The following is a 19,926-nucleotide window of genomic DNA, read 5'->3' on the forward strand; positions in this document are numbered from 1 at the left end:
GTTTAACATGAAAACGCTCTTTAACGTTTCACGTGAAACGTATTCGTTTTATAAAAACAGAAAACGGGGTACATGAACTATAACAATGTAGAAAAAAACAACAAGAGACGGATAGAAGTTAACTAAAAAGAGGTGGTCAAAAAAATGGGAAAAGCAAAAGCGTCGAAAAAAGAACACAATTCCTCCTTTATAATGATAGAAGAAGCAAAAGTGACGGATATACTGAAGCAGAAAGCAGAAAACAGCAGTGATCCGATTTTATGTGTAGACGAAAAAGGAAAGCCCGCAGGCTGGGTTAACGAACAAAAGCTGTACAGCTATCTGGAAAAAGAAAAAGGACTGGATAAAAAAATAAAAAAAGGATGGCTGGATGAAGCGTATACCGTTCGGGAAGATGAAACAGCGGCTCTGCAGGCAGAGTATCTTCCAGCCGTAGTTGTTAACAAAAAAGGCCAGGCGAGCCGAATTATTACCACATCCGCCTGGTTTGAAGCAGAATACGGCAATCTGATTCAACAGCGGAATGTTGCTCAGGTCATTCTGGAAAGTGCCTACGAAGGCATTGCTGTCGTAGATAAGGAAGGGCGTCTTAAACAAATGAATCAGGCGTACCGGAGCTTTCTTGGAATCGATCCGGATGAAGATGTTTCCGGTCGTCCGGCAGAAGATATTATTGAAAATACGCGGCTGCATGAAGTAGTACGAACGGGTATCCCCGAAAAGGGCGAAATTCAAATGATTCAAGGCCAGAAAATGGTTGTTCACCGCCTGCCGATCTGGGAGGATGGCGAAATTGCCGGTGCGGTAGGTATGCTGATTTTTGAAGGAGTCAGCGAACTGTACCGGATTCTTGGAAATGCAGCTGATATGAACGTGGAAGCTCCGTTTGAGAGCGAGGACGGACAAACAAGAGGCCAGTCGCACCTTCATCGATTTGAAGATATTATAGGAGAGAGCCGGGCAATTAAAGAAAGCAAAAGCATTGCCAGAAAAGCTGCGAGAACGAATGCGACCGTATTAATTACAGGCGAAAGCGGCACGGGAAAAGAATTGTTTGCTCAGGCCATTCATTTGACGACCGGCAGAAAGGGCGGCTTTATCAGCGTCAACTGCGCTGCAATTCCGGAGCACCTGCTGGAATCAGAGCTTTTCGGCTACGAAGAAGGAGCGTTTACAGGTGCCAAAAAAGAAGGTCACATTGGTAAGTTTGAAGCCTCACACAACGGAACATTATTCTTAGATGAAATTGGCAATATGTCCCTGCCCATGCAGGCTAAAATTCTGCGTGTACTGGAAGAGCGGGCCGTTACAAAAGTAGGGGGGCTTGCTCAGATTCCTTTAAACGTAAAAGTAATTGCCGCCACCAATGCCAATCTGGAGAAACGGGTGAAAGATGGCACGTTCCGGGAAGACTTATACTACCGTCTTCACGTAATACCTGTTGAGGTAGCGCCTCTCCGTCAGCGTCCAAAAGATATTCCGCTGCTGTTCAGTCATTATATGCAGCGCTTCAGCAAGGAAAATAACATGGAAGCCAAGCAGATGGACCCGGAGGCATTAGAAGCGTTTATGTCCTATACGTGGCCCGGAAACATCCGCGAGTTGATGAACGTTACCGAACAGCTTGTAACATTAGTAGATGGAAAAGAGATTACACTGAAAGATCTCCCGGCTATCGTCAGTACTAAATTGAACGGAGAAACCGGAGAGACAGAAGACAATCATTCCTTAAAATCTGAGCAGCATAAGCAGGAAAAGCAGGTCATCATTCAGGCACTTGAAAAGCACGAAGGCAATAAATCAAAAGCTGCCCAGGATCTGGGGATCCACCGTACAACCTTATACAAAAAATTAAAGATTTTCAAATAGAAGAAAAGTGTAGGACGAATGAGAAAAGTGTAGATATTATTCTACACTTTTTTTCTTTATCTTTATCGAATAATGTAAGCGTTCTATATATGCTCGTAAAACAAGCCTTATATAACAGGCCAAAACGACTTTTCGTTTATTTTGGCACGATCTTTGCATTAGTAAAAGGCAGAACGAAGGGAGGACTACAAAATGAAAATAAGTACGATGATTTTTCCTGAAAGAATTGTTTACGGTCCCGGCAGTTTAAGCAATATTGGAGAAGAAGCAAAAAAGAGGGAAACCGGGTATTAATTGTAAGCGATAACATGATGAAGAAGCTTGGCTACCTGGAAACCTGCGAAAAAGCTCTTCAGGAGAGCGGCCTTCATACCGCAGCTTTTCTGGATATTGAAACAGAACCTACTGACAAATATGTAGAAAAAGCTCTGGAAATGGTCCAACAGGAGAACGCGGATGTGATCGTCGCCCTTGGCGAGGCAGCTGCATTGATACGGCAAAAGCAGTAGCTGTGCTGGCTACTAATGAAGGCGCTATCAAAGACTATATGAATAATAAGAAAACAGCAGCACATAAGGCTCTTCCGTTGATCGCTGTGCCTACGACTGCGGGAACAGGGTCGGAAGCGACAGATGTGACGGTCATTACAAATACAGCAGATGGCGTGAAAATGATGATCAAACAGCCGGCCTTTATGCCGAAAGCTGCAATTATTGATTCCCAGCTTTCGATGAGCTCGCCGAAATCAATTAAAGCAGCTACCGGCATGGATGCGTTGACCCATTCGATAGAAGCATATATCTCCAAAAAAGCGCACGTATTCTCTGACCAGCTGGCGCTTTCTTCAGCCAAACTGATTATGCATAACATTCTTAAAAGCTATGAAGACAAAGACGATACCCATGCAGCGGAGCAAATGGCACTTGGGGCGATGCAGGGAGGTATGGCTTTCTCTAATGCCTCTGTATGCCTTGTACATGGCATGTCCAGGCCGATAGGTGCGATGTTTCATGTTCCTCACGGTATTTCCAATGCGATGCTGCTTCCCGTCATTCTGGAATACAGCAGTGAATCCTGCCAATCCCGACTAAGCGAACTGGCAGCATTTATTTATCCTGAATGGGCGGGTCTTCCCGAAGAGGAAGCCGCAGACCGGTTTGTGCAGAAAGTGCTGGAACTATGCCAGAAGCTGGAGATTCCAACATGAAGGGATGGGGAATTGAGGAAGGAGCATATCACGAGGTGCTTGAAAAGATGGCCGCCGATGCTCTGGAAAGCGGAAGTCCCGGCAACAATCCGGTTGTGCCTTCAGAAAAAGATATCATTGCCTTGTACGAAAAAGCTTACGTGTACGAATATACTAAATAAAAGGAGCGAATAATATGACAGTACAAACAGCAAGAACGTTGAAAAATTTTATCGGAGGGCAATGGACAGCATCCACCTCCGGCCAGACAGAAGTCGTACCTAACCCGGCGACAGAAAAAAGAGCTGGCTCATGTGCCTCTTTCTTCCAAAGAAGAAGTCGACCAGGCCGTATCGGCAGCAAAAGATGCATTTAAAACATGGAAAAAAACACCGGTGCCAAAAAGAGCCCGTATTCTGTTTAAGTACCAGCAGCTTTTAATGGATAACTATGAGGAACTGGCTGAAATCATTACGCAGGAAAATGGAAAATGCTATAACGATGCTTATGGAGAGGTACAGCGCGGCATTGAATGCGTGGAATTTGCGGCAGGCGCTCCGACTCTTATGATGGGAGATACGCTGCCGGACATCGCGACAAATATTGAATCGAGCATGTACCGGTATCCGGTCGGAGTAGTCGGCGGCATTACGCCATTTAACTTTCCTATGATGGTGCCGTGCTGGATGTTCCCGCTCGCTATTGCCTGCGGAAACACATTTGTACTAAAGCCATCCGAGCGTACTCCTATGCTGGCAGAGAGACTGGTGGAGCTGTTTACAGAAGCCGGCCTGCCGGACGGCGTGCTCAATATTGTGCACGGCGCCCACGATGTCGTGAACGGCCTATTAGAGCATGATGACGTAGCTGCTATTAGCTTTGTAGGATCGCAGCCTGTAGCTGAATATATTTATAAAACAGCAGCTCAGCACGGGAAAAGAGTTCAAGCTCTTGCAGGAGCAAAAAACCATGCGATCGTATTAGAAGACTGCGACATGGAGAAAACGATTCAAGGTATTATCGGCGGAGCCTTTGGAAGTGCCGGACAGCGCTGTATGGCAACATCCGTCGTGGTTGTCACAGAAGACATTGCCGATACGTTTCTGGAGAACCTGAAAGACGCAGCCGACCAGCTTGTACTAGGTGACGGTATGGATCAGCAGGTAAATCTCGGTCCGGTCATCCGCCAGTCCCACCTCGATAAAGTACACTCCTTTATTGAAAGCGGACAGGGTGAAGGAGCTTCATTGTACCGGGACGGAAGAGAAGATGCCAAAGGAATGGATAAGGGCTATTTCCTCGGAGCTACCGTGTTCGATCAAGTAACTACTTCTATGGATATTTGGAAAAAAGAGATATTTGCCCCAGTATTATCAATTGTACGAGTGAAGGATCTTACCGAAGCCATTGAAGTAACCAACCAATCCGACTTCGGTAACGGCGCCGTATTGTATACTTCAAGCGGACATGCGACCCGCCAGTTCCGGGAGGATATTGAAGTAGGTATGCTCGGTGTTAACGTTAACGTACCGGCTCCAATGGCATTTTTCCCATTCTCCGGATGGAAAAATTCGTTCTACGGCGATCTGCATGCCAATGGAAAAGACGGCGTTGAGTTTTATACGAGACGTAAAATGCTTACATCGAGATGGTAGGAAGTCGTTTCAAAAGACAATAAAAGGGTTATAAAAAGGTAGACTAACTTCAGAACAGGAGGTTTTACCGATGCCCTGGAATATGAACGATTACCCATCCTCTTTAAAAAATCTGGACAAGCCTGTACGTAAGAAGGCTATTGATATTGCCAACGCGATGCTTGATGAGGGCTATGATGAAGGAAAAGCAATTCCTATTGCTACGAAACAGGCAGAAAATGGTATGAGGATGCGGATAAACAGGAAATAGAGGAGTATATGGAGAACGAACGGGTTACTCCCGGCTCCAACAGTGAATACAGCAGCCGGCCGGAGCTCATGGAAAAAGCCGAGCTGGTGGAAGCCCATGAAAACGGCTGGGCCGTTCGTTCAAAAGATGCAAAACAGCCCACAGCGGTGTACGATAATAAGAACGAAGCAGTGAAAAGAGCAAAAGAAATCGCTGAAAAACAGGGAACAGAAGCTGTGATTTATAAAAAAGACGGAACCATTGATACGCGCTATTCTTATTGAAAACCATTTATATCAAGCCTTTTCTGCAAATGCAGAAAAGGCTTTTGTTCGTTATAAAGATCAAATAGTTATATATTGGGAGTATTTGAGAGAAAAAGTAAGAAAAGACCGGGATAATTCCAGAATTTAGCCTCTGGTGGAATTTACGTTTCTCGTTGTTCGTTATATGATACAAAAACAGTATATATAACGAATATTAGGGGTGAACGGGTTGAAGCAGCGTAAAAAAGAACCGAAAAAATTTATCTTCTTAGAAGAATCAGGAAAAAGGTGGAAGGTTTCCAAGTACACTTTCCTGTTATCCATTATAGCACTTGCTGTTATAGCAGGAGTAATGCTCCGGGCCCTGGTGCAGGCACCAGACATGGCTGGTGTGGATGTCAGCACCCATAATATTGAACCTATTTTGACTCCTTTTGCTCAAGGAGAGGATGTTGCTTCAACCGATGTGAATGAGGCAGAGCAGCTGGAATTAACAGCAGGGCAGAAATCACAGAAAACAGATGTATTTGCTTTTTATCAACAGGACTTTCATGGAGAAGAACAGCACAAGCTTTCCTTAGAGCGAAACATTGATGCTGTGGATACACTTGTACCGGACTGGTTTACATTAACAAAGGATTTTACCATCGAAAACAAAGCCGATACTGAAATAGATGCTTTAGCAAGAGAAGCAGGGGTGAAAATTCTTCCCGATGTTTCCTTAACCTATGACGGAACAGATGAAACGATGGACGAACTAATGGATGACCCCAAAAAACAAACCCAGGTAATCAATGAATTACACAATATGGTACAGGACGACGGATATGACGGAATTCATATGAATCTTACCTATATCGAATATGAAGACGCTGGGAAGTTTGAAGATTTTTCTGAAAAGCTGTATACTATTTTTCATGATTCGGGTCTCACCGTAGCGCTTAATACTCGCGTAGAAGATGATACATTTGACACAGAAGTATTAGCAGACTACGCGGATCATTTGGTAGTTCAGGCTTATGATGAGAATAATGAAAACAGCAAATCCGGCTCTCCAATCGCTTCCTTTGAATGGACGAAAGAATTATTTGAGCAGTATGACGGTCCGGAGGAGAAGCTGGTCCTTTCGCTTGCCAACTTCGGGTATAATTGGAATGTCTCTCAGGACACTTCTGCAGAAACAGTGAGTTTTCCAGATATCATGCAGCAGGCCAGCAACCAAAATCTGGAGGTTCAGTGGGACGAAAAAAATTTTACTCCTTATGTTCGTTATAAAGAAGGAGACAACGAACACCTTATCAGCTTCTTGGATGCATCGACCTTTTATAATCAAATGATGATTGCCAAATCCAATAATGTTCATTCCATCGGCATATGGGATATTGGATCGGAAGACTCCTCGATCTGGGGCCTGTTCGAAAATGGAGCGGGACCTGAGTCGATCTCAGAAATTCCTAATATCGTTCCAATTACTGATGGCGGCGCAGGTGATGTGTTTCAAGTAACCACTGACGAGCAGGATGGGAAAAGAAGCCTCGAAGTGACAGATGATGTGATTACTGGTCAGGAATACTTGGAATATTCCACGCCTTATCACATTGAGCGATACGGCCAGGCAGAGAAAAAGATAGCTATTTCTTTTGATGATGGACCTGATCCAAAGTACACCGGTCAGATTTTAGATATTTTAAGCGAGCATGAGACACCGGCTACTTTCTTCGTACTTGGACAAAACGCTTCGAACCATCCGGAGTTTGTGGAACGAATTTATAGAGAAGGTCATGAAATTGGAAACCATACGTACAGTCATAAAGATATACAAAAAAGTTCAACCAGGGAATTTGATTTTGAATTAAATTCCACTCAGCGCATTATTCAGGGAATTACAGGCCGCTCTACTGTATTGTTCCGTCCGCCTTTCTTATCTACAAATGATGAAGGAAGCAACGTCCCGGCCAAAGAGACCATGGAAAAAATTTCACACGCACAGGATCTGGATTACATGCTGATGGGTTCTCTTATTGACCCAAGAGACTGGGAAGGAGATAAAACGAGCGATCAAATTGTCCAAGAAGTAACGAAACGGGCGGAAGACGGCAACATTATTCTTCTTCATGATGCCGGCGGCGACCGTACAGAAACAATTGAAGCTCTTCCGCGGATCATAGAATGGCTGGAAGAGGAAGGCTATGAGATTGTACCGTCTGCTGAATTAATCGGCATGTCCAGAGATGAAGTAATGCCGGAGGTGTCCGAAACGGAAGCGGCGATCAGTCCATTTTTCAGCCGCGGGTCGATTACTGTCTCCAGCATAACGGAGGGTGTAACCTACTTCATTTACGGGCTGATAGCCGTTGGTCTGCTTCGTCTTATTGTGCTGATTTACTTCAGCTGGAAGCAGAAACGCAGAAAGAAAGTATTCGACGAATCTTATCAGCCTTTAGTGAGCGTTCTTATTGCAGCTTACAATGAAGAAACCGTTATTGCTAAAACAATCCATTCGATTTTAAAAAGCCGCTATCCTAATTTAGACATTGTCGTTGTAGACGATGGATCAAAAGACGGCACAAGCAGAGTAATGGAAGAAGAATTTGGCAGCTATTCCAACGTGCGGCTGATTAAAAAACCAAACGGGGGCAAGTCTTCTGCGCTGAACCTTGGCTTTAAAGACGTGTATGGAGAAATTACCGTTACGCTGGACGCAGATACGACCATTGATGAGAACACGATCACCAATCTCGTTCGTCACTTCTCTGATGAAAGAGTGGGAGCGGTGTCGGGTAACGTAAAAATTGGTAATCGTAAAAACCTGCTGACATGGTGGCAGCACATTGAGTATGTTACTGGATTCAATCTGGAAAAACGGGCATTTGACGAGCTGGAATGTATTACGGTTGTTCCCGGCGCCGTTGGGGCCTGGAGAAACTCAGCCCTCCAGAAAGTAAATTACTTTGAAGATGATACGCTTGCGGAAGATACAGATATTACATTGAAGCTGCTGCGCAAAGGATATCTGATTAGAAGTGAAGTAGACGCTGTCGCTTATACCGAAGCGCCGGAAGATGTAAGAAGCTTCGTGAAGCAGCGCTACCGCTGGACTTACGGCATTCTTCAGTGCTTCTGGAAGCATAAGCGCGCCATGGTGGACGGCAAAAACAAGAAGCTGACCTTTATTGCAGCGCCAAACATGCTGTTTCAGTACGTGTTGATAGCTTCTGCGCCTTTGATTGACCTGATTCTTTTACTGGGACTGGCATCCGGTTCCCTGCGCGTGTTGTATTTCTATGCCGGGTTCCTTCTGGTAGATACGCTGGTTTCCGTATATGCCTTTAAATTGGAAAATGAAAGCAAAAAACCTTTGGTTACCGTATTTATTCAACGATTGGTATACAGACAGTTTTTCACATATGTTGTCTGGAAGTCCTTTGTATTTGCTATCCGTGGAGGAGTAATGGGCTGGAACAAGCTGAAGCGCACAGGTAATGTGAATTCGGTATCTACCATTCAATCAAAGCGTGGAGCTTAATAAGAATGGGTGGAAATGTGATGATACAAAGAATAAAAAAGCGTGTATGCTTACACTCACAGCTGCTCTCAGCCTGTTTATCATCGCCTGCGAAAGGTCACAGGAGGAGCCATCGTTGATTAAGCCGGATCATGTGCCGGAAGAACAAATCAGTGAGGATATTCTCGAGGCCTACAGTAATTGGACAGACACGTATGTGCGAACCGCTTCAGGTGGAGAGCAGACAATGTACTACGTGGCGTATGACGAAACGGGCAGTACCGTTTCTGAGGCCCACGGCTACGGAATGCTTATTACCGCGGAGATGGCGGCTTACTCTGATGATACAAAAGCTCATTTTGACGGCATGTATCATTACTTTAAACACTATCCATCCGCGAATAACAACGCCTTTATGGCGTGGAAGCAGCAGGATCAGGGAGACGGCACCATGATTAATGATAATGGGGAAATCACCGGGTCCGCTACCGATGGAGATATGGATATCGCGTACGCTCTTCTGCTCGCTGATGAAGCATGGGGAAGCGATGGGGCGATTAATTACCGGGAAGAAGCAATTACGATCATCAATGAGCTGATGGAAGATGTTATACATGAGGATCTGCATCTTCCGCTTCTAGGCGATTGGGTCCGCGGTAATGATCCTGTCTACAGTGATTCTACGAGAACATCCGATTGGATGGGCGGGCATGCTGCAGCTTTTGCGGAAGCCGCCGAAGACAATAGATGGGAAGACGTGGAAAAAGCAATTGTTGATACCACAGAAGACGTTCAGAACGAATACAGTCCGGATACAGGCCTGCTGCCCGATTTTCTTATCTACGAAGAAGGAGAGTGGCGTCCGGCACCGGCTGAGTTTCTGGAAAGAGACAGCGATGGCGATTATTCCTACAATGCAGCAAGAGTTCCATGGAGAATGGCAGAAGCGTACCATAAAACCGGGAACAGTCAGGTGAGAGAACAGCTGCAGCGGATAAACGAATGGGCAGAAGCCGATTCTGATGGAAACCCCTCAAGCCTTCAGGCAGGTTATACATTGGATGGAGAGATGCTGGCTGAACATACGGATATGGTATTCACTGCACCGCTTGCTGCCGGCGCTTCTGTCGATGAGTCTAAACAGGATTGGCTGAATCAGCTGTGGGATGAGATGACGATAGAATATGGAGACTCGGACCGGAACTATTACAATGACAGTGTACGACTACTATCTATGCTGACTGTGGATCATAAAAATTAAATAAAGAAGAAGGAATGCCTTGTGATTGGAATTGGAAACCGAATCCATCATTATCGAAAGAAAAACGAGCTGACGATTACTGCCTTGGCTGAATATTCCGGGTTATCGAGATCCTATTTAAGCAACCTGGAAAAAAATAAAGTAGTAAATCCATCCATCAATGTGCTGAAAAATTAGCCGACGTCCTGAATGTAGATGTACTCTACCTGCTTAATGAAGAAGACTGGAATGAAAAAAAGAGAACGTGCGACTAAAAAGCAGCGCCTGAGGGTGCTGCTTTTTTAATGGGAAACAGGCAGAAAATACGCTGTGGTTGATGCTGTGAGTAAAAGGGTATTAGATAATATTATCGTTTTCGCTGTTTTTACAGCATTTATTAATAACTAGATAAATACTACATGGAGGGTTTTTATTCAATGATAAAAGTAAATGCAAGAGGTGTGTCCGGCCGAAAGACTCTTTTCAGTCCATGACCATCGAACGCAGGGATCTTGATTCACATGATGTTTTGATTGAAATTAAATATGCAGGCATCTGCCACTCAGATATTCACTGTGCCCACAGTGATTGGAAAGAGGAGACATACCCTGTTATACCGGGACAACGAAAATTGCCGGTATCGTTGTCGAAACAGGCGCTGACGTAACGAAATATAATTCCGGCGACCGCGTTGGGGTTGGCTGTATGGTGGATTCGTGCGGAGAATGCGAAAACTGTAAAAAGGGAGAAGAGCAGTTCTGCCTGAAAGGAGCCACCATGACGTATGCTGACGTCGATAAATACGGAGATCGCACATACGGAGGCTATTCTACCCATATTGTTGTACCTGAAGATTTTGTGCTGCATATACCGGAAGGGATAGAGCTCGATATTGCGGCACCGCTTCTCTGTGCCGGCATTACCACCTATTCTCCATTAAACCGCTGGGGCTCGGGTCCCGGCAGAAAAGTAGCCGTGATCGGCCTCGGCGGCCTCGGTCATATGGGAGTGAAAATTGCCAGTGCGATGGGCGCAGAAGTTACCGTGCTGTCCCAGACGTTAAATAAAAAAGAAGATGGACTGCGTATGGGAGCAGACCATTACTACGCCACCAATGATGCAGAAACGTTTGACAAGCTGGCCGGCTCGTTTGATCTGATTATTAATACAGTCAGTGCCAAAATAGATATAGACGCGTTTCTTTCTTTATTAACGGTGGATGGGGCGCTTGTAAACGTAGGAGCTCCTTCTGAACCATTGTCCCTTAACGTCTTTTCTCTTCTTGGCGGACGCCGTTCCTTTGCAGGATCTATGATCGGCGGTATTCCTGAGACGCAGGAAATGCTGAATTTCTGCGCTGAGCACGGTATTGGCTCAGATATTGAAGTGATCTCGGCTGATCAAATTGATGAAGCGTATGAAAGGGTTCTAGCCTCAGATGTACGTTTATCGATTCGTTATTGATGTAAGCACGATGGAGGCATAATCAGCCCGTGCATGTAAAAACCACCGTTTCCTGAAAAGGAGAGCGGTGGTTTTTGTTGTATGCGGCATAATTAATCCATTACATGGTGATCCGCCGGAAGCCAGCCGTGCTTTTTCATATGCTGCAGGTATTCTTCTATAGGAATATCCTGAAGTTCAATCATAAGCGGTGTTAAAGAAACCCAGCATTCATTCGTTGAATAATCGAGGGTGACTTTCACGACTTCATATCCATTGTGAAACTTCGGGTGAAATCCGTTATCGCTGATAATGTCTCCCTGAACAGGGCGAATGGAAGACGAATAGGTTTTGGTCATCACTTCCCCTGGATGGGTTTCGTGGGCAGAGTGGATAAAAGCAATAAAATGAATGTACACTGGCTGTTCCCCCTTTTTTATAATGCGAGGCAGAGATAGAAATGAACAGGTACAATAAGGATACAGAGCAAGGGATATACTATTATTCTTTTTTACTAGTATAGCAGAGGAAAGGAAGGAAAAAACATGACTGCAAAGCTGGAAGTAATTGTACAGAATGCTAAAGAAGCTGAAGCGGCGAAAGACCTTGGAGCGTCACGCATAGAGCTTGTCAGTGCAATAGTAGAAGGCGGGCTGACTCCAAGCTTTGGCACGATTAAACAGGTAACGAAACATACGACGCTCCCTGTATCCGCCATGCTGCGGCCACACAGCTATTCGTTTCAGTATTCAAAAGATGACCTGGCAGTAATCATGGAAGATCTTCACCTAATGAAGCAGTCCGGGGTATCAGGAATTGTATTCGGCTGCTTAACGGCAGAGAACAGGCTGGATCATGCCGTATTGCAGCAAGTGATGCATGAAGCCGCTCCGATGGAAGTTACCTTTCACCGGGCCTTTGATGAGATGGAAAATGTAGAAGAGGGCTATCGGGAGCTTGCTTATTATTTTCCTAATGTGAAACGGATTTTAACTTCCGGGGGAAAGCAGACAGCTGTCTGCGATGAAGCTTTAGAGACACTTGCCCGGCTGGTGTCACTTCAGCAGAATCTGCAGGGCCCTGTAATTATGCCGGGTGCAGGCATCACAGCAGCAAATATTGAAAGTATTCATCAAAGGGTAAGCGCAGAAGAATACCATGTTGGATCCGGTGCACGGGTGGAAAATAATTATTCAAAACCGCTTGATCAAGCAGAAATAACGAAGCTTCTTTCCGTATTGGCATGAGAGTTCCCATGTCTGTCCGGACATAAATAAAAAGTAACCCCCGGTATGGTAAGTACCGGGGGTTACTGGGTTTGTTGTGATGGTTTTAAAAATTCTACTATAACCCAATAGAGGTGTGTCAGCTGATTTTATCATCCTGCTGCATTTCCTTTTTGCTTTTGTGCAGCGAATGATTCATGCCCCATTCATGCATGGCATCCAGAATAGGTTCCAGGCTTCTGCCGTATTCGGTGATCGAATATTCGACCTTTGGCGGGATCTGCGAATAGACTTTCCGTTCAATAATATCTTCTTTCTCCAGTTCACGTAATTGCTTAGTCAACATTTTCTGCGTAATGTCCGGCAGGTTTTTTTTCAATTCTCCGTGCCGCTTGGTGCCTTCCTGCAGGAGATGAAGGAGGATAATAGGCTTCCATTTTCCTACAATAATCTCAAGTGCATTATCGACCCGGCAGTTTTCCGGTTTTTTTTCCATTAGGAATTCCTCCTTAGTACGTTTTTTTATACTATGGCACTTTAAAGTACGTACTTACTTATATGCGTTATGTTAATTATAATAGCATTAGACAACAGAAATAGAAAGGCGGCAGTTACATTCATGGAAAAATATCGCATTCATCCGGAGAATGGATTGGAATTTGGCATATATACACTTGGAGATCATCTGCCTGATCCTCACACGGGGCAGAGAATATCAGCGCAGGAACGGATTCATGAGCTAATTGAATATGCAACGCTTGCGGAACAGGCAGGCCTGGACTTTTTCAGCGTGGGGGAAAGCCACCAGGAATACTTTGCGACCCAGGCCCATGCAGTGGTTCTTTCTGCTATTGCTCAGGCAACGAATAAAATAAAAATCGGCAGCTCCTCTACGATAATTAGTACATCCGATCCAGTCAGGGTATATGAGAATTTTGCTACGGTGGATCTGATTTCTAAAGGCCGTACCGAAATTGTGGCGGGACGAGCTTCCCGGATCGGCCTGTTTGACCTGCTCGGCTATAATGTTCAGGACTACGAAGCATTGTATGAAGAAAAATTTGATCTGCTCCGTCAGATTAATGAACAGGAAAATATCAGCTGGGAAGGGGAGTTTCGGGCACCTCTAAAAAATGCCAAAGTGCTGCCCCGTCCAGTGGAAGGGTCGCTTCCGATCTGGCGCGCCGTCGGGGGTACTCCGGCCAGTGCGATGAAAGCAGGCTATGCCGGAGTACCGATGTTCATGGCCCATTTAGGAGGCTCCTCGGATCGGTTTAAACAAACAATTGATGCCTATAGGGATGCAGCACGGTCAGGTGGACACGATCCGGAACAGCTTCCAGTCGCCACAGCCGGCTTCTTTTATGCAGCCGAAACAACCCAGCAGGCGCTGAAGGATTTGTATCCGCATATTAATGAAGGTATGAAACGAACGAATGGAGGCGGGTTTCCAAAGCAGTTGTTTGCCCAGGGAGCAGAGCCGCATAATATTATGAATACAGGAAGCCCTCAGGAAATTATTGAAAAAATCCTGCATCAGCATGAAGTGTTCGGCCATCAGCGTTATGTGGCCCAAATTGATTTTGGCGGCATGCCGATGGAAAAAATAAGAAAAAATATCGAATTGATTGGTGAAACGATTCTGCCGGCAGTGAAAAAATATACGGCAAAGAAATAAGGAGACGAACACATGAAGCTAATTGGATTATCCGGTTCGCCGGTAGGCTCGAAAACAAGAACGGCTATGAATGAAGCAGTAAAAAAAGTGAGTGAAAAGTATCCTGAAATAGAAACATCGATTCTTGATCTGGCCGATTATGATATGCAGTTCAGCGACGGCCGCAACTATCTCGATTACAACGGGGATACGGGACATGTAACGAAAGAGCTGATGGAAGCAGACGCTATTATTATAGGCATGCCGATTTTCCAGGCTTCTCTGCCGGGAGCGTTGAAGAACGTCTTTGATCTTCTGCCTGTCGATGCATTTCGGGACAAAACGGTCAGTATGCTTGTAACGGCAGGATCTGCCAAGCATTATTTAGTTGCAGACCTGCAGCTGAAGCCGATTCTTTCCTACATGAAGGCTCAGATTGTACAGACGTATGTATTTATTGAAGAAAAGGACTTTCACCAAAAAGAAATTATTAATACAGACGTTCTGGACCGGCTGGACCGCTTAGCGGAAGATACTGTCTTACTGGCACAGACGTTTGAACAAATAAGAGAAAATCAATATGACTTTTAATGCACGGGGATGAGAAAAGCCGAATGCGTTCGGCTTTTTTTCTATTCATTTTTCATTTAAATAAAAATAGCAATATAATAAATAGGAGGAATTTGTAATGGAAGCGGTTGGTCTTTTAATTATAAGAATAGTAGTTGGTTTATATTTTGCAGCTCACGGAGCACAGAAAGCCTTTGGATGGTTCGGAGGCGGTGGTCCTGAAGGAACAGGGGCGTTTTTTGAGCAAATTGGAATCAAACCCGGTAAGCCAATGGCTCTGTTAGCCGGTCTTGGTGAATTTGTCGGTGGAATATTATTCATATTGGGACTGTTTACTCCATTGGCAGCTGTGCTGATTATCGTACCGATGATTGTGGCCATTGTTACGGTCACCCGTAAAAACGGTCTGTTTTCTGATAAAGGCGGCATTGAATACAATGTTGTATTAATCGCCGTCGCGCTGGGTATTGCACTAATGGGACCCGGCTCCGTATCATTGGATGCTCTGGCATTTTTGTAATAGGCATAAGTAGAGCCTTCGAGAGATGATTTCTCTTCGAAGGCTCTTTTTCTATTTAAGGTAGCGGCGTCCGCTGTGGTAGCTGTCAGCATACGCGGATTCCGAAATTGTCGTAATTTCAACAGTGCTTCTTGAATTAGGAGAGTGGATCATGACATCGTCTTCGATATACATACCCACATGGTGTACGGTCCCGGTGCCCTCTTCTCTTGCAAAAAACACGAGGTCTCCCTTCTGAAGGTTTTCCCGTTCTATAAATTCGCCGGCTTCTGCCTGGACGCCGGAATCTCTTGGTATTTCAATACCATGGGCTTTATAGACAGAGTGGGTGAAGCCGGAGCAGTCATACCCAAAGCCGGACACGCCGGCCCATAAATAAGGAAGATCCAGAAACGTTTTTCCTGTTTCTATCAAATCTTCTGAAGTTGGGTAGGGGATGCTTTTTTCCGAATCATAAATCTCGGCGTCCTCTGCAGAAATCCATTTATTTTTTCCGGAAGGAGAGGCAGTCAGTATCTTTCCATTCTGCTCAGCAATAACAGGCAGTCTCGTATTGAAGCTGACCTCGAGTGCTTCTGAAGTAAGCTGTGGATCATCATACAATACTGCTGTTGGTACGTTGATTTGAGCAAATGATTTCTTTTGCATGGCTTCAAACTTTTTATTTTGGGAAAGCTGCTCTTTCGGAACCCAGCCAGGGTAACCCGTTTCTTCTCTAGGTGTACTTTGGCCGTGAACAGCTATTTTTACCCAGTCTCCCTGCTCATCCAAAATAGTTACTTTCATTCCATACAGCGCCTGGGTTTCTAAATTTCCGACCAGCCAGAGCTTGTCATCAAGCGTCATAGAGTCTGTCCATATTCTCGGTGATACTGGATTTGAGGCAGATGGTGCGTCTACCGGGCGAAGAATATCGGGTTCCGCCCAAACGGTGACTACAGACACATCTACATAGGCTGTTTCTCCTTTTGTTAATGACTCTTTTTCAGCTTGGGCAGGGGCAGCGATCAACAAGCTGACTGCACAGAAGAACAACGTCAGCTTTAGAATTCTTATCATCTTAATAACCTCCTTGGAATGGAAAAGCTATACTTCCTCCGGCATAGAAGATGGTTTGTAAGGGGAGTCTAAATCTACATAGGGAGAACCAAATAAGAGATTGTCGCTTTTCTCCTGCAGCCAGGCAGGGGCGTCCAGGTCGTACATCGTAATGTTTGGGTGCGCGTTTGCAATGGCTGCTGCTGCCTGAACAGATGCCGCCGACTCCATCATACTTCCCATCATGCAGGGAATTCCGGCGGCTTCGGCAATGTCAGCGACGGCCCAGGCCTCGCGAATTCCCCCGCTTTTCATCAGCTTAATGTTGATCATGTCAGCGGCGCGCATCTGCACAATTTTTAAAGCATCTTTTCTTGTAGCGCAGCTTTCATCCGCCATAACAGGGGTGTGGACATGATTGGTTACATAAGCGAGTCCTTCGAGGTCCCAGGATTTTACTGGCTGTTCGATAAGTTCCAGCGGTACGTTCTGCCTCTCGAGTTCCCTGATGAAATGAATCGCTTCCTTCGGCTTCCAGGCCTGATTGGCGTCAATTCGAAAGAGCGCCCGGCCGTTAGCTTTTTCTTTTAAAAATAGAATCGTTTGAAGGTCTGTTTCCGGATTTTTTCCCAATTTCACTTTTAAAATTCGATAGCCGGCGCCAAGGTGTTTTTGCATTTGTTCTTCCATATGCTGCCTGCTGCCTAGACTGATGGTCATGTCATTCTCCATTAGAAGAGGGCCGCCGCCGAGAAGCTCGATTAATGTTATTTCTTTTGAAGCAGCATATGCTTCATGAAGCGCGATGTCCATCGCTGCTTTTGCGCTGGAATTTCCGGCGCAGGAAGCCTGGATTTTACATAGAAGTTGTTGGAAGCCCCCTTCTACATGAAGGAGATCCTCCGATATAGGGCCGCTCAGCGCAGCGTTAATACTTTCGGAAGATTCTCCTGTAATAGCATACGTTGGAGCCGCCGCTCCCATTCCTGTTTCACCTGTAGAAAGAGTAACCGAAACGGAAATAACCTCGATTTCAGTTACTTTTCGAATAGCCGTTACAAATGGCTCTTTTAGCTGCTTTACCGTTGTTTTTGTTTGAATATCCGTTACTTTCATTAGTCTCCTCCTTTATAATCTGGATAGTATTTCTGAAGTCAGCAGTCCGAAAAATGTACCCATGAAGGACCCGATTAGAGCCATCATCACTCCAATGGGAATCAGTGCTCTATTAAATGCTCCGGCGAGCACCGGCGCGGAAACCATACCGCCAATGTTAGCCAGGCTGGCTACTCCGAGAGTAAATAAGTCCAGCTTGAACACCTTTGCCAGCAACAGCATAATAATGCCGTGAAAAGCGAAAATCATAAAGCCGGAAATGATATAAACCGGTGCCTGATTGAGCTCGGAGAAATCTGCACCCGAGGCAATCAAAGCAACAATGACATAAAGCATGACGCTGCCAAGCTCCATAGATCCCGGAATTCTTGCGATCGGCGTTACAGCCAAAATCAGACCTGCCACAGAAGCAATAACGATCTGCCAGGTAGTCGCATTAATCGCGGTTCCTATCTCAGGCAGTGTACCGCCCAGGACAGAGCCCACGGCTGCGATGAAAAGAGAAATACCAAGCAGTACCATTAAATCCTGAAATGCGATTGGGTGTTCCGGCTCTGCATCGGCCGCGGCCGCCATTTCTGAGCTGATCTGTTCCAATTTGCTTGTATCTGCTTTTGTGAAGCGGTTAAACACGAACTGGAAGGGCACGAGCCAGAAAAGCAGCATAACCCAGATGGAGTAGTTAACAGTGTCCATAAGCAGGGCAAAACCAAATATATCCTCCGGCACATCGAGAATATTCTGCAGGGCTACCATATTAGCGGAACCGCCGGTCCAGGAGCCGGCAAGCGCGGAAAAGGCTCTCCATGTATCGTCTATATAAAAGGACTGCATAATGAAGTAGGTGAGGGCAAACCCACCGACGATGCTGAAAGCTGCGACAAAGTAAGTAATAAGCATTTTTGGACCAAGTTTTATAATTTTGCGGATGTCGCATTTGAGAAGCATAAGAACGATCATAGCGGGCAAAAGCGCGTTTCTAATAGTGGAGCTGGTGTCACCAATAGCGTCACTATCTCCAAATAAACCGAAGGTATTAAGAAGCGCCGCGGAAATATAAATTAATACAATAGCCGGAACGTATTTAAAAAATTTTGTTTGGAACCGCCTGTCTGCCCAGACGATAGCAGCAGTAACGGCAATCAATACACTAACGTATAAAAATCCATCTTGAATCACAGCAATTCCCCCTTTGATTTTCCATAAAAAAACAGCCAGCCTCTATAAAATAGAGAACTGGCTGGATTTTATCCTGTAACAGATAAAGCAGCTATTTCGTATGTACGAACAGTTGGCTGTACTTTTTGCTTGCATTCGTAAAGGCAGCAATAATCGCTTTCTGGGAAGAGCCATGGTACTTCCGCTCAATATCCGCAGTTACTTCATCTATTGCTGTAATCGCTTTGCCTGCAAACAAATGCTGTACAAACCGGCTCGTTAGTTCAAGAATTGCGGAGCAGTCTGCATCCAGAATTTTCCCGGATCGTTCATCGACAACAAAGCCAATGAAGAAAACTTTGTACTGGTCGGTGATAGGGTTATTGGAGGGGGATTTTGCTTCTCCCACAATATAAATAGAGTCCTGATCAAACATATAAAAACTCCTTTTGCGAAACACGATAAGGGATGGGAATGAGGAAAAAAGCTGGGATAGCTTTCTGCTGTATTCCTGACCTGTCGTGCTTTGAACATAATATTATAGCAACATGTAAACAAAAACAAGACTTTTGTGAAACTATTCAGATAAATTCATGAGAGAAAGGATGACAACTTGTTTCATTCATTTTATTCTTTTTATATAACAAGCCGTAATGATATGGGAGAGAAAGTCCCTTTTGATTTATACTAGTATTAGAAACAAAAAGGAGGTAGAAATACTATGAAAATCATTGTGACTAGTATATTTGTTCAAGATCAGGAGAAGGCGTTATCATTTTATTCAGATGTTTTGGGGTTTGTAAAAAAGCATGACGTACCAGCAGGTGAATTCAGATGGATTTCGCTTGTGTCTCCTAATGATCAGGCTGGGACCGAGCTGGTGCTTGAACCGAACAACCATCCGGCTGCCAAAGAATATCAAAGCAAATTATTCTCCGAAGAAATTCCGGTAACGATGTTTGGAGTGGAAGATATTAATAAAAAATACGAACAATTAGTGAAAAAAGGGGTAAGGTTTACGATGGAGCCAACCACCATGGGAGAGATCACTATAGCGGTTTTCGATGATACGTGCGGCAATCTCATTCAGATAGTTGAGCAATAAATGTATCTGGAAATCGTAACAGAGCAGAAATAAGCTGCTTTTCCCCAAGGAAAAGCGGTGCCTAAGGGTGTTTTCTTGCTACTGGGCGAAGGGTATAGGTAATAATAAAATCCACATTATTTTTCATATGTGAATATTTTTTT

General features: G+C 44.9%; 15 protein-coding genes and 4 pseudogenes. 13 read left to right on the top strand and 6 right to left on the bottom strand.

The features are described from left to right. Window positions 1-144: 144 nt before the first annotated feature. The 8 genes and pseudogenes from MMY81_RS23930 (at window position 145) to MMY81_RS23965 (ending at window position 11,436) form a co-directional block, all read left to right on the top strand. Window positions 145-1,869 (top strand): sigma 54-interacting transcriptional regulator, encoded by a 1,725-nt coding sequence (locus MMY81_RS23930; RefSeq protein ID WP_252314800.1) that lies wholly within the window; start codon window positions 145-147, stop codon window positions 1,867-1,869. 192 nt (window positions 1,870-2,061) lie between these two features. After that, window positions 2,062-3,237, top strand: a pseudogene (locus MMY81_RS23935) (iron-containing alcohol dehydrogenase). A gap of 14 nt (window positions 3,238-3,251) precedes the next feature. Continuing rightward, window positions 3,252-4,710, top strand: a pseudogene (locus tag MMY81_RS23940) (CoA-acylating methylmalonate-semialdehyde dehydrogenase). Between the two features lie 70 nt (window positions 4,711-4,780). Next, window positions 4,781-5,223 (top strand): annotated as a pseudogene (locus MMY81_RS23945) (DUF2188 domain-containing protein). 211 nt (window positions 5,224-5,434) lie between these two features. Next, complete coding sequence (locus MMY81_RS23950) at window positions 5,435-8,731, top strand: trifunctional glycoside hydrolase family 18/polysaccharide deacetylase/glycosyltransferase family 2 protein (protein ID WP_252314801.1); 3,297 nt, start codon at window positions 5,435-5,437, stop codon at window positions 8,729-8,731. Between the two features lie 115 nt (window positions 8,732-8,846). Beyond that, on the top strand, window positions 8,847-9,971 hold the full coding sequence (locus MMY81_RS23955; RefSeq protein ID WP_252314802.1) for a family 8 glycosyl hydrolase: 1,125 nt from the start codon (window positions 8,847-8,849) through the stop codon (window positions 9,969-9,971). Between the two features lie 21 nt (window positions 9,972-9,992). Then, on the top strand, window positions 9,993-10,148 hold the full coding sequence (locus tag MMY81_RS33160) for a helix-turn-helix domain-containing protein (protein WP_252314803.1): 156 nt from the start codon (window positions 9,993-9,995) through the stop codon (window positions 10,146-10,148). A gap of 239 nt (window positions 10,149-10,387) precedes the next feature. After that, window positions 10,388-11,436 (top strand): annotated as a pseudogene (locus tag MMY81_RS23965) (NAD(P)-dependent alcohol dehydrogenase). Window positions 11,437-11,506: 70 nt separating this feature from the next. On the opposite strand, the gene MMY81_RS23970 reads toward MMY81_RS23965, so the two are convergent. Further along, complete coding sequence (locus MMY81_RS23970) at window positions 11,507-11,812, bottom strand: hypothetical protein (protein WP_252314804.1); 306 nt, start codon at window positions 11,810-11,812, stop codon at window positions 11,507-11,509. 126 nt (window positions 11,813-11,938) lie between these two features. Here MMY81_RS23970 and MMY81_RS23975 point away from each other — a divergent pair, with 126 nt between their 5' ends. After that, window positions 11,939-12,640 carry a copper homeostasis protein CutC gene (locus MMY81_RS23975; RefSeq protein WP_252314805.1) on the top strand — a complete coding sequence of 234 codons (702 nt, stop codon included), beginning with the start codon at window positions 11,939-11,941 and terminating at the stop codon, window positions 12,638-12,640. A gap of 118 nt (window positions 12,641-12,758) precedes the next feature. On the opposite strand, the gene MMY81_RS23980 is transcribed toward MMY81_RS23975, so the two are convergent. Then, the gene (locus MMY81_RS23980) at window positions 12,759-13,115 is read right to left on the bottom strand and encodes a winged helix-turn-helix transcriptional regulator (RefSeq protein ID WP_252314806.1); all 357 of its coding nucleotides are present in this window, start codon (window positions 13,113-13,115) and stop codon (window positions 12,759-12,761) included. Window positions 13,116-13,238: 123 nt separating this feature from the next. Here MMY81_RS23980 and MMY81_RS23985 point away from each other — a divergent pair, with 123 nt between their 5' ends. The 3 genes from MMY81_RS23985 (at window position 13,239) to MMY81_RS23995 (ending at window position 15,366) form a co-directional block, all read left to right on the top strand. Then, a complete protein-coding gene (locus tag MMY81_RS23985) occupies window positions 13,239-14,297 on the top strand; it encodes an LLM class flavin-dependent oxidoreductase (protein ID WP_252314807.1) in 1,059 nt (352 codons plus the stop codon). Between the two features lie 12 nt (window positions 14,298-14,309). Further along, window positions 14,310-14,867 (top strand): NADPH-dependent FMN reductase, encoded by a 558-nt coding sequence (locus MMY81_RS23990; RefSeq protein ID WP_252314808.1) that lies wholly within the window; start codon window positions 14,310-14,312, stop codon window positions 14,865-14,867. A gap of 97 nt (window positions 14,868-14,964) precedes the next feature. Then, window positions 14,965-15,366, top strand: coding sequence for a DoxX family protein (locus tag MMY81_RS23995; protein WP_252314809.1), 402 nt, complete (start codon window positions 14,965-14,967; stop codon window positions 15,364-15,366). Window positions 15,367-15,417: 51 nt separating this feature from the next. On the opposite strand, the gene MMY81_RS24000 is transcribed toward MMY81_RS23995, so the two are convergent. The 4 genes from MMY81_RS24000 to MMY81_RS24015 all read right to left on the bottom strand — a co-directional run bounded on the left by MMY81_RS24000 (window position 15,418) and on the right by MMY81_RS24015 (window position 19,114). After that, window positions 15,418-16,425 carry a C40 family peptidase gene (locus tag MMY81_RS24000; protein ID WP_252314810.1) on the bottom strand — a complete coding sequence of 336 codons (1,008 nt, stop codon included), beginning with the start codon at window positions 16,423-16,425 and terminating at the stop codon, window positions 15,418-15,420. Between the two features lie 27 nt (window positions 16,426-16,452). Beyond that, window positions 16,453-17,520, bottom strand: coding sequence for a dipeptide epimerase (locus tag MMY81_RS24005; RefSeq protein WP_252314811.1), 1,068 nt, complete (start codon window positions 17,518-17,520; stop codon window positions 16,453-16,455). 12 nt (window positions 17,521-17,532) lie between these two features. Then, window positions 17,533-18,699: a DUF819 family protein gene (locus tag MMY81_RS24010; RefSeq protein ID WP_252314812.1), complete on the bottom strand. Its 1,167-nt coding sequence runs from the start codon at window positions 18,697-18,699 to the stop codon at window positions 17,533-17,535. Between the two features lie 91 nt (window positions 18,700-18,790). Further along, entirely contained in the window at window positions 18,791-19,114 is a 324-nt protein-coding gene (locus MMY81_RS24015) for a DUF3870 domain-containing protein (RefSeq protein WP_252312722.1), read from the bottom strand. Between the two features lie 285 nt (window positions 19,115-19,399). Between MMY81_RS24015 and MMY81_RS24020 the strand changes: the two genes are divergently transcribed. Further along, window positions 19,400-19,783 (top strand): VOC family protein, encoded by a 384-nt coding sequence (locus MMY81_RS24020; protein WP_252312721.1) that lies wholly within the window; start codon window positions 19,400-19,402, stop codon window positions 19,781-19,783. The last annotated feature ends 143 nt before the right edge of the window (window positions 19,784-19,926 follow it).

It is taken from the genome of Sinobaca sp. H24 (genome assembly GCF_023845525.1).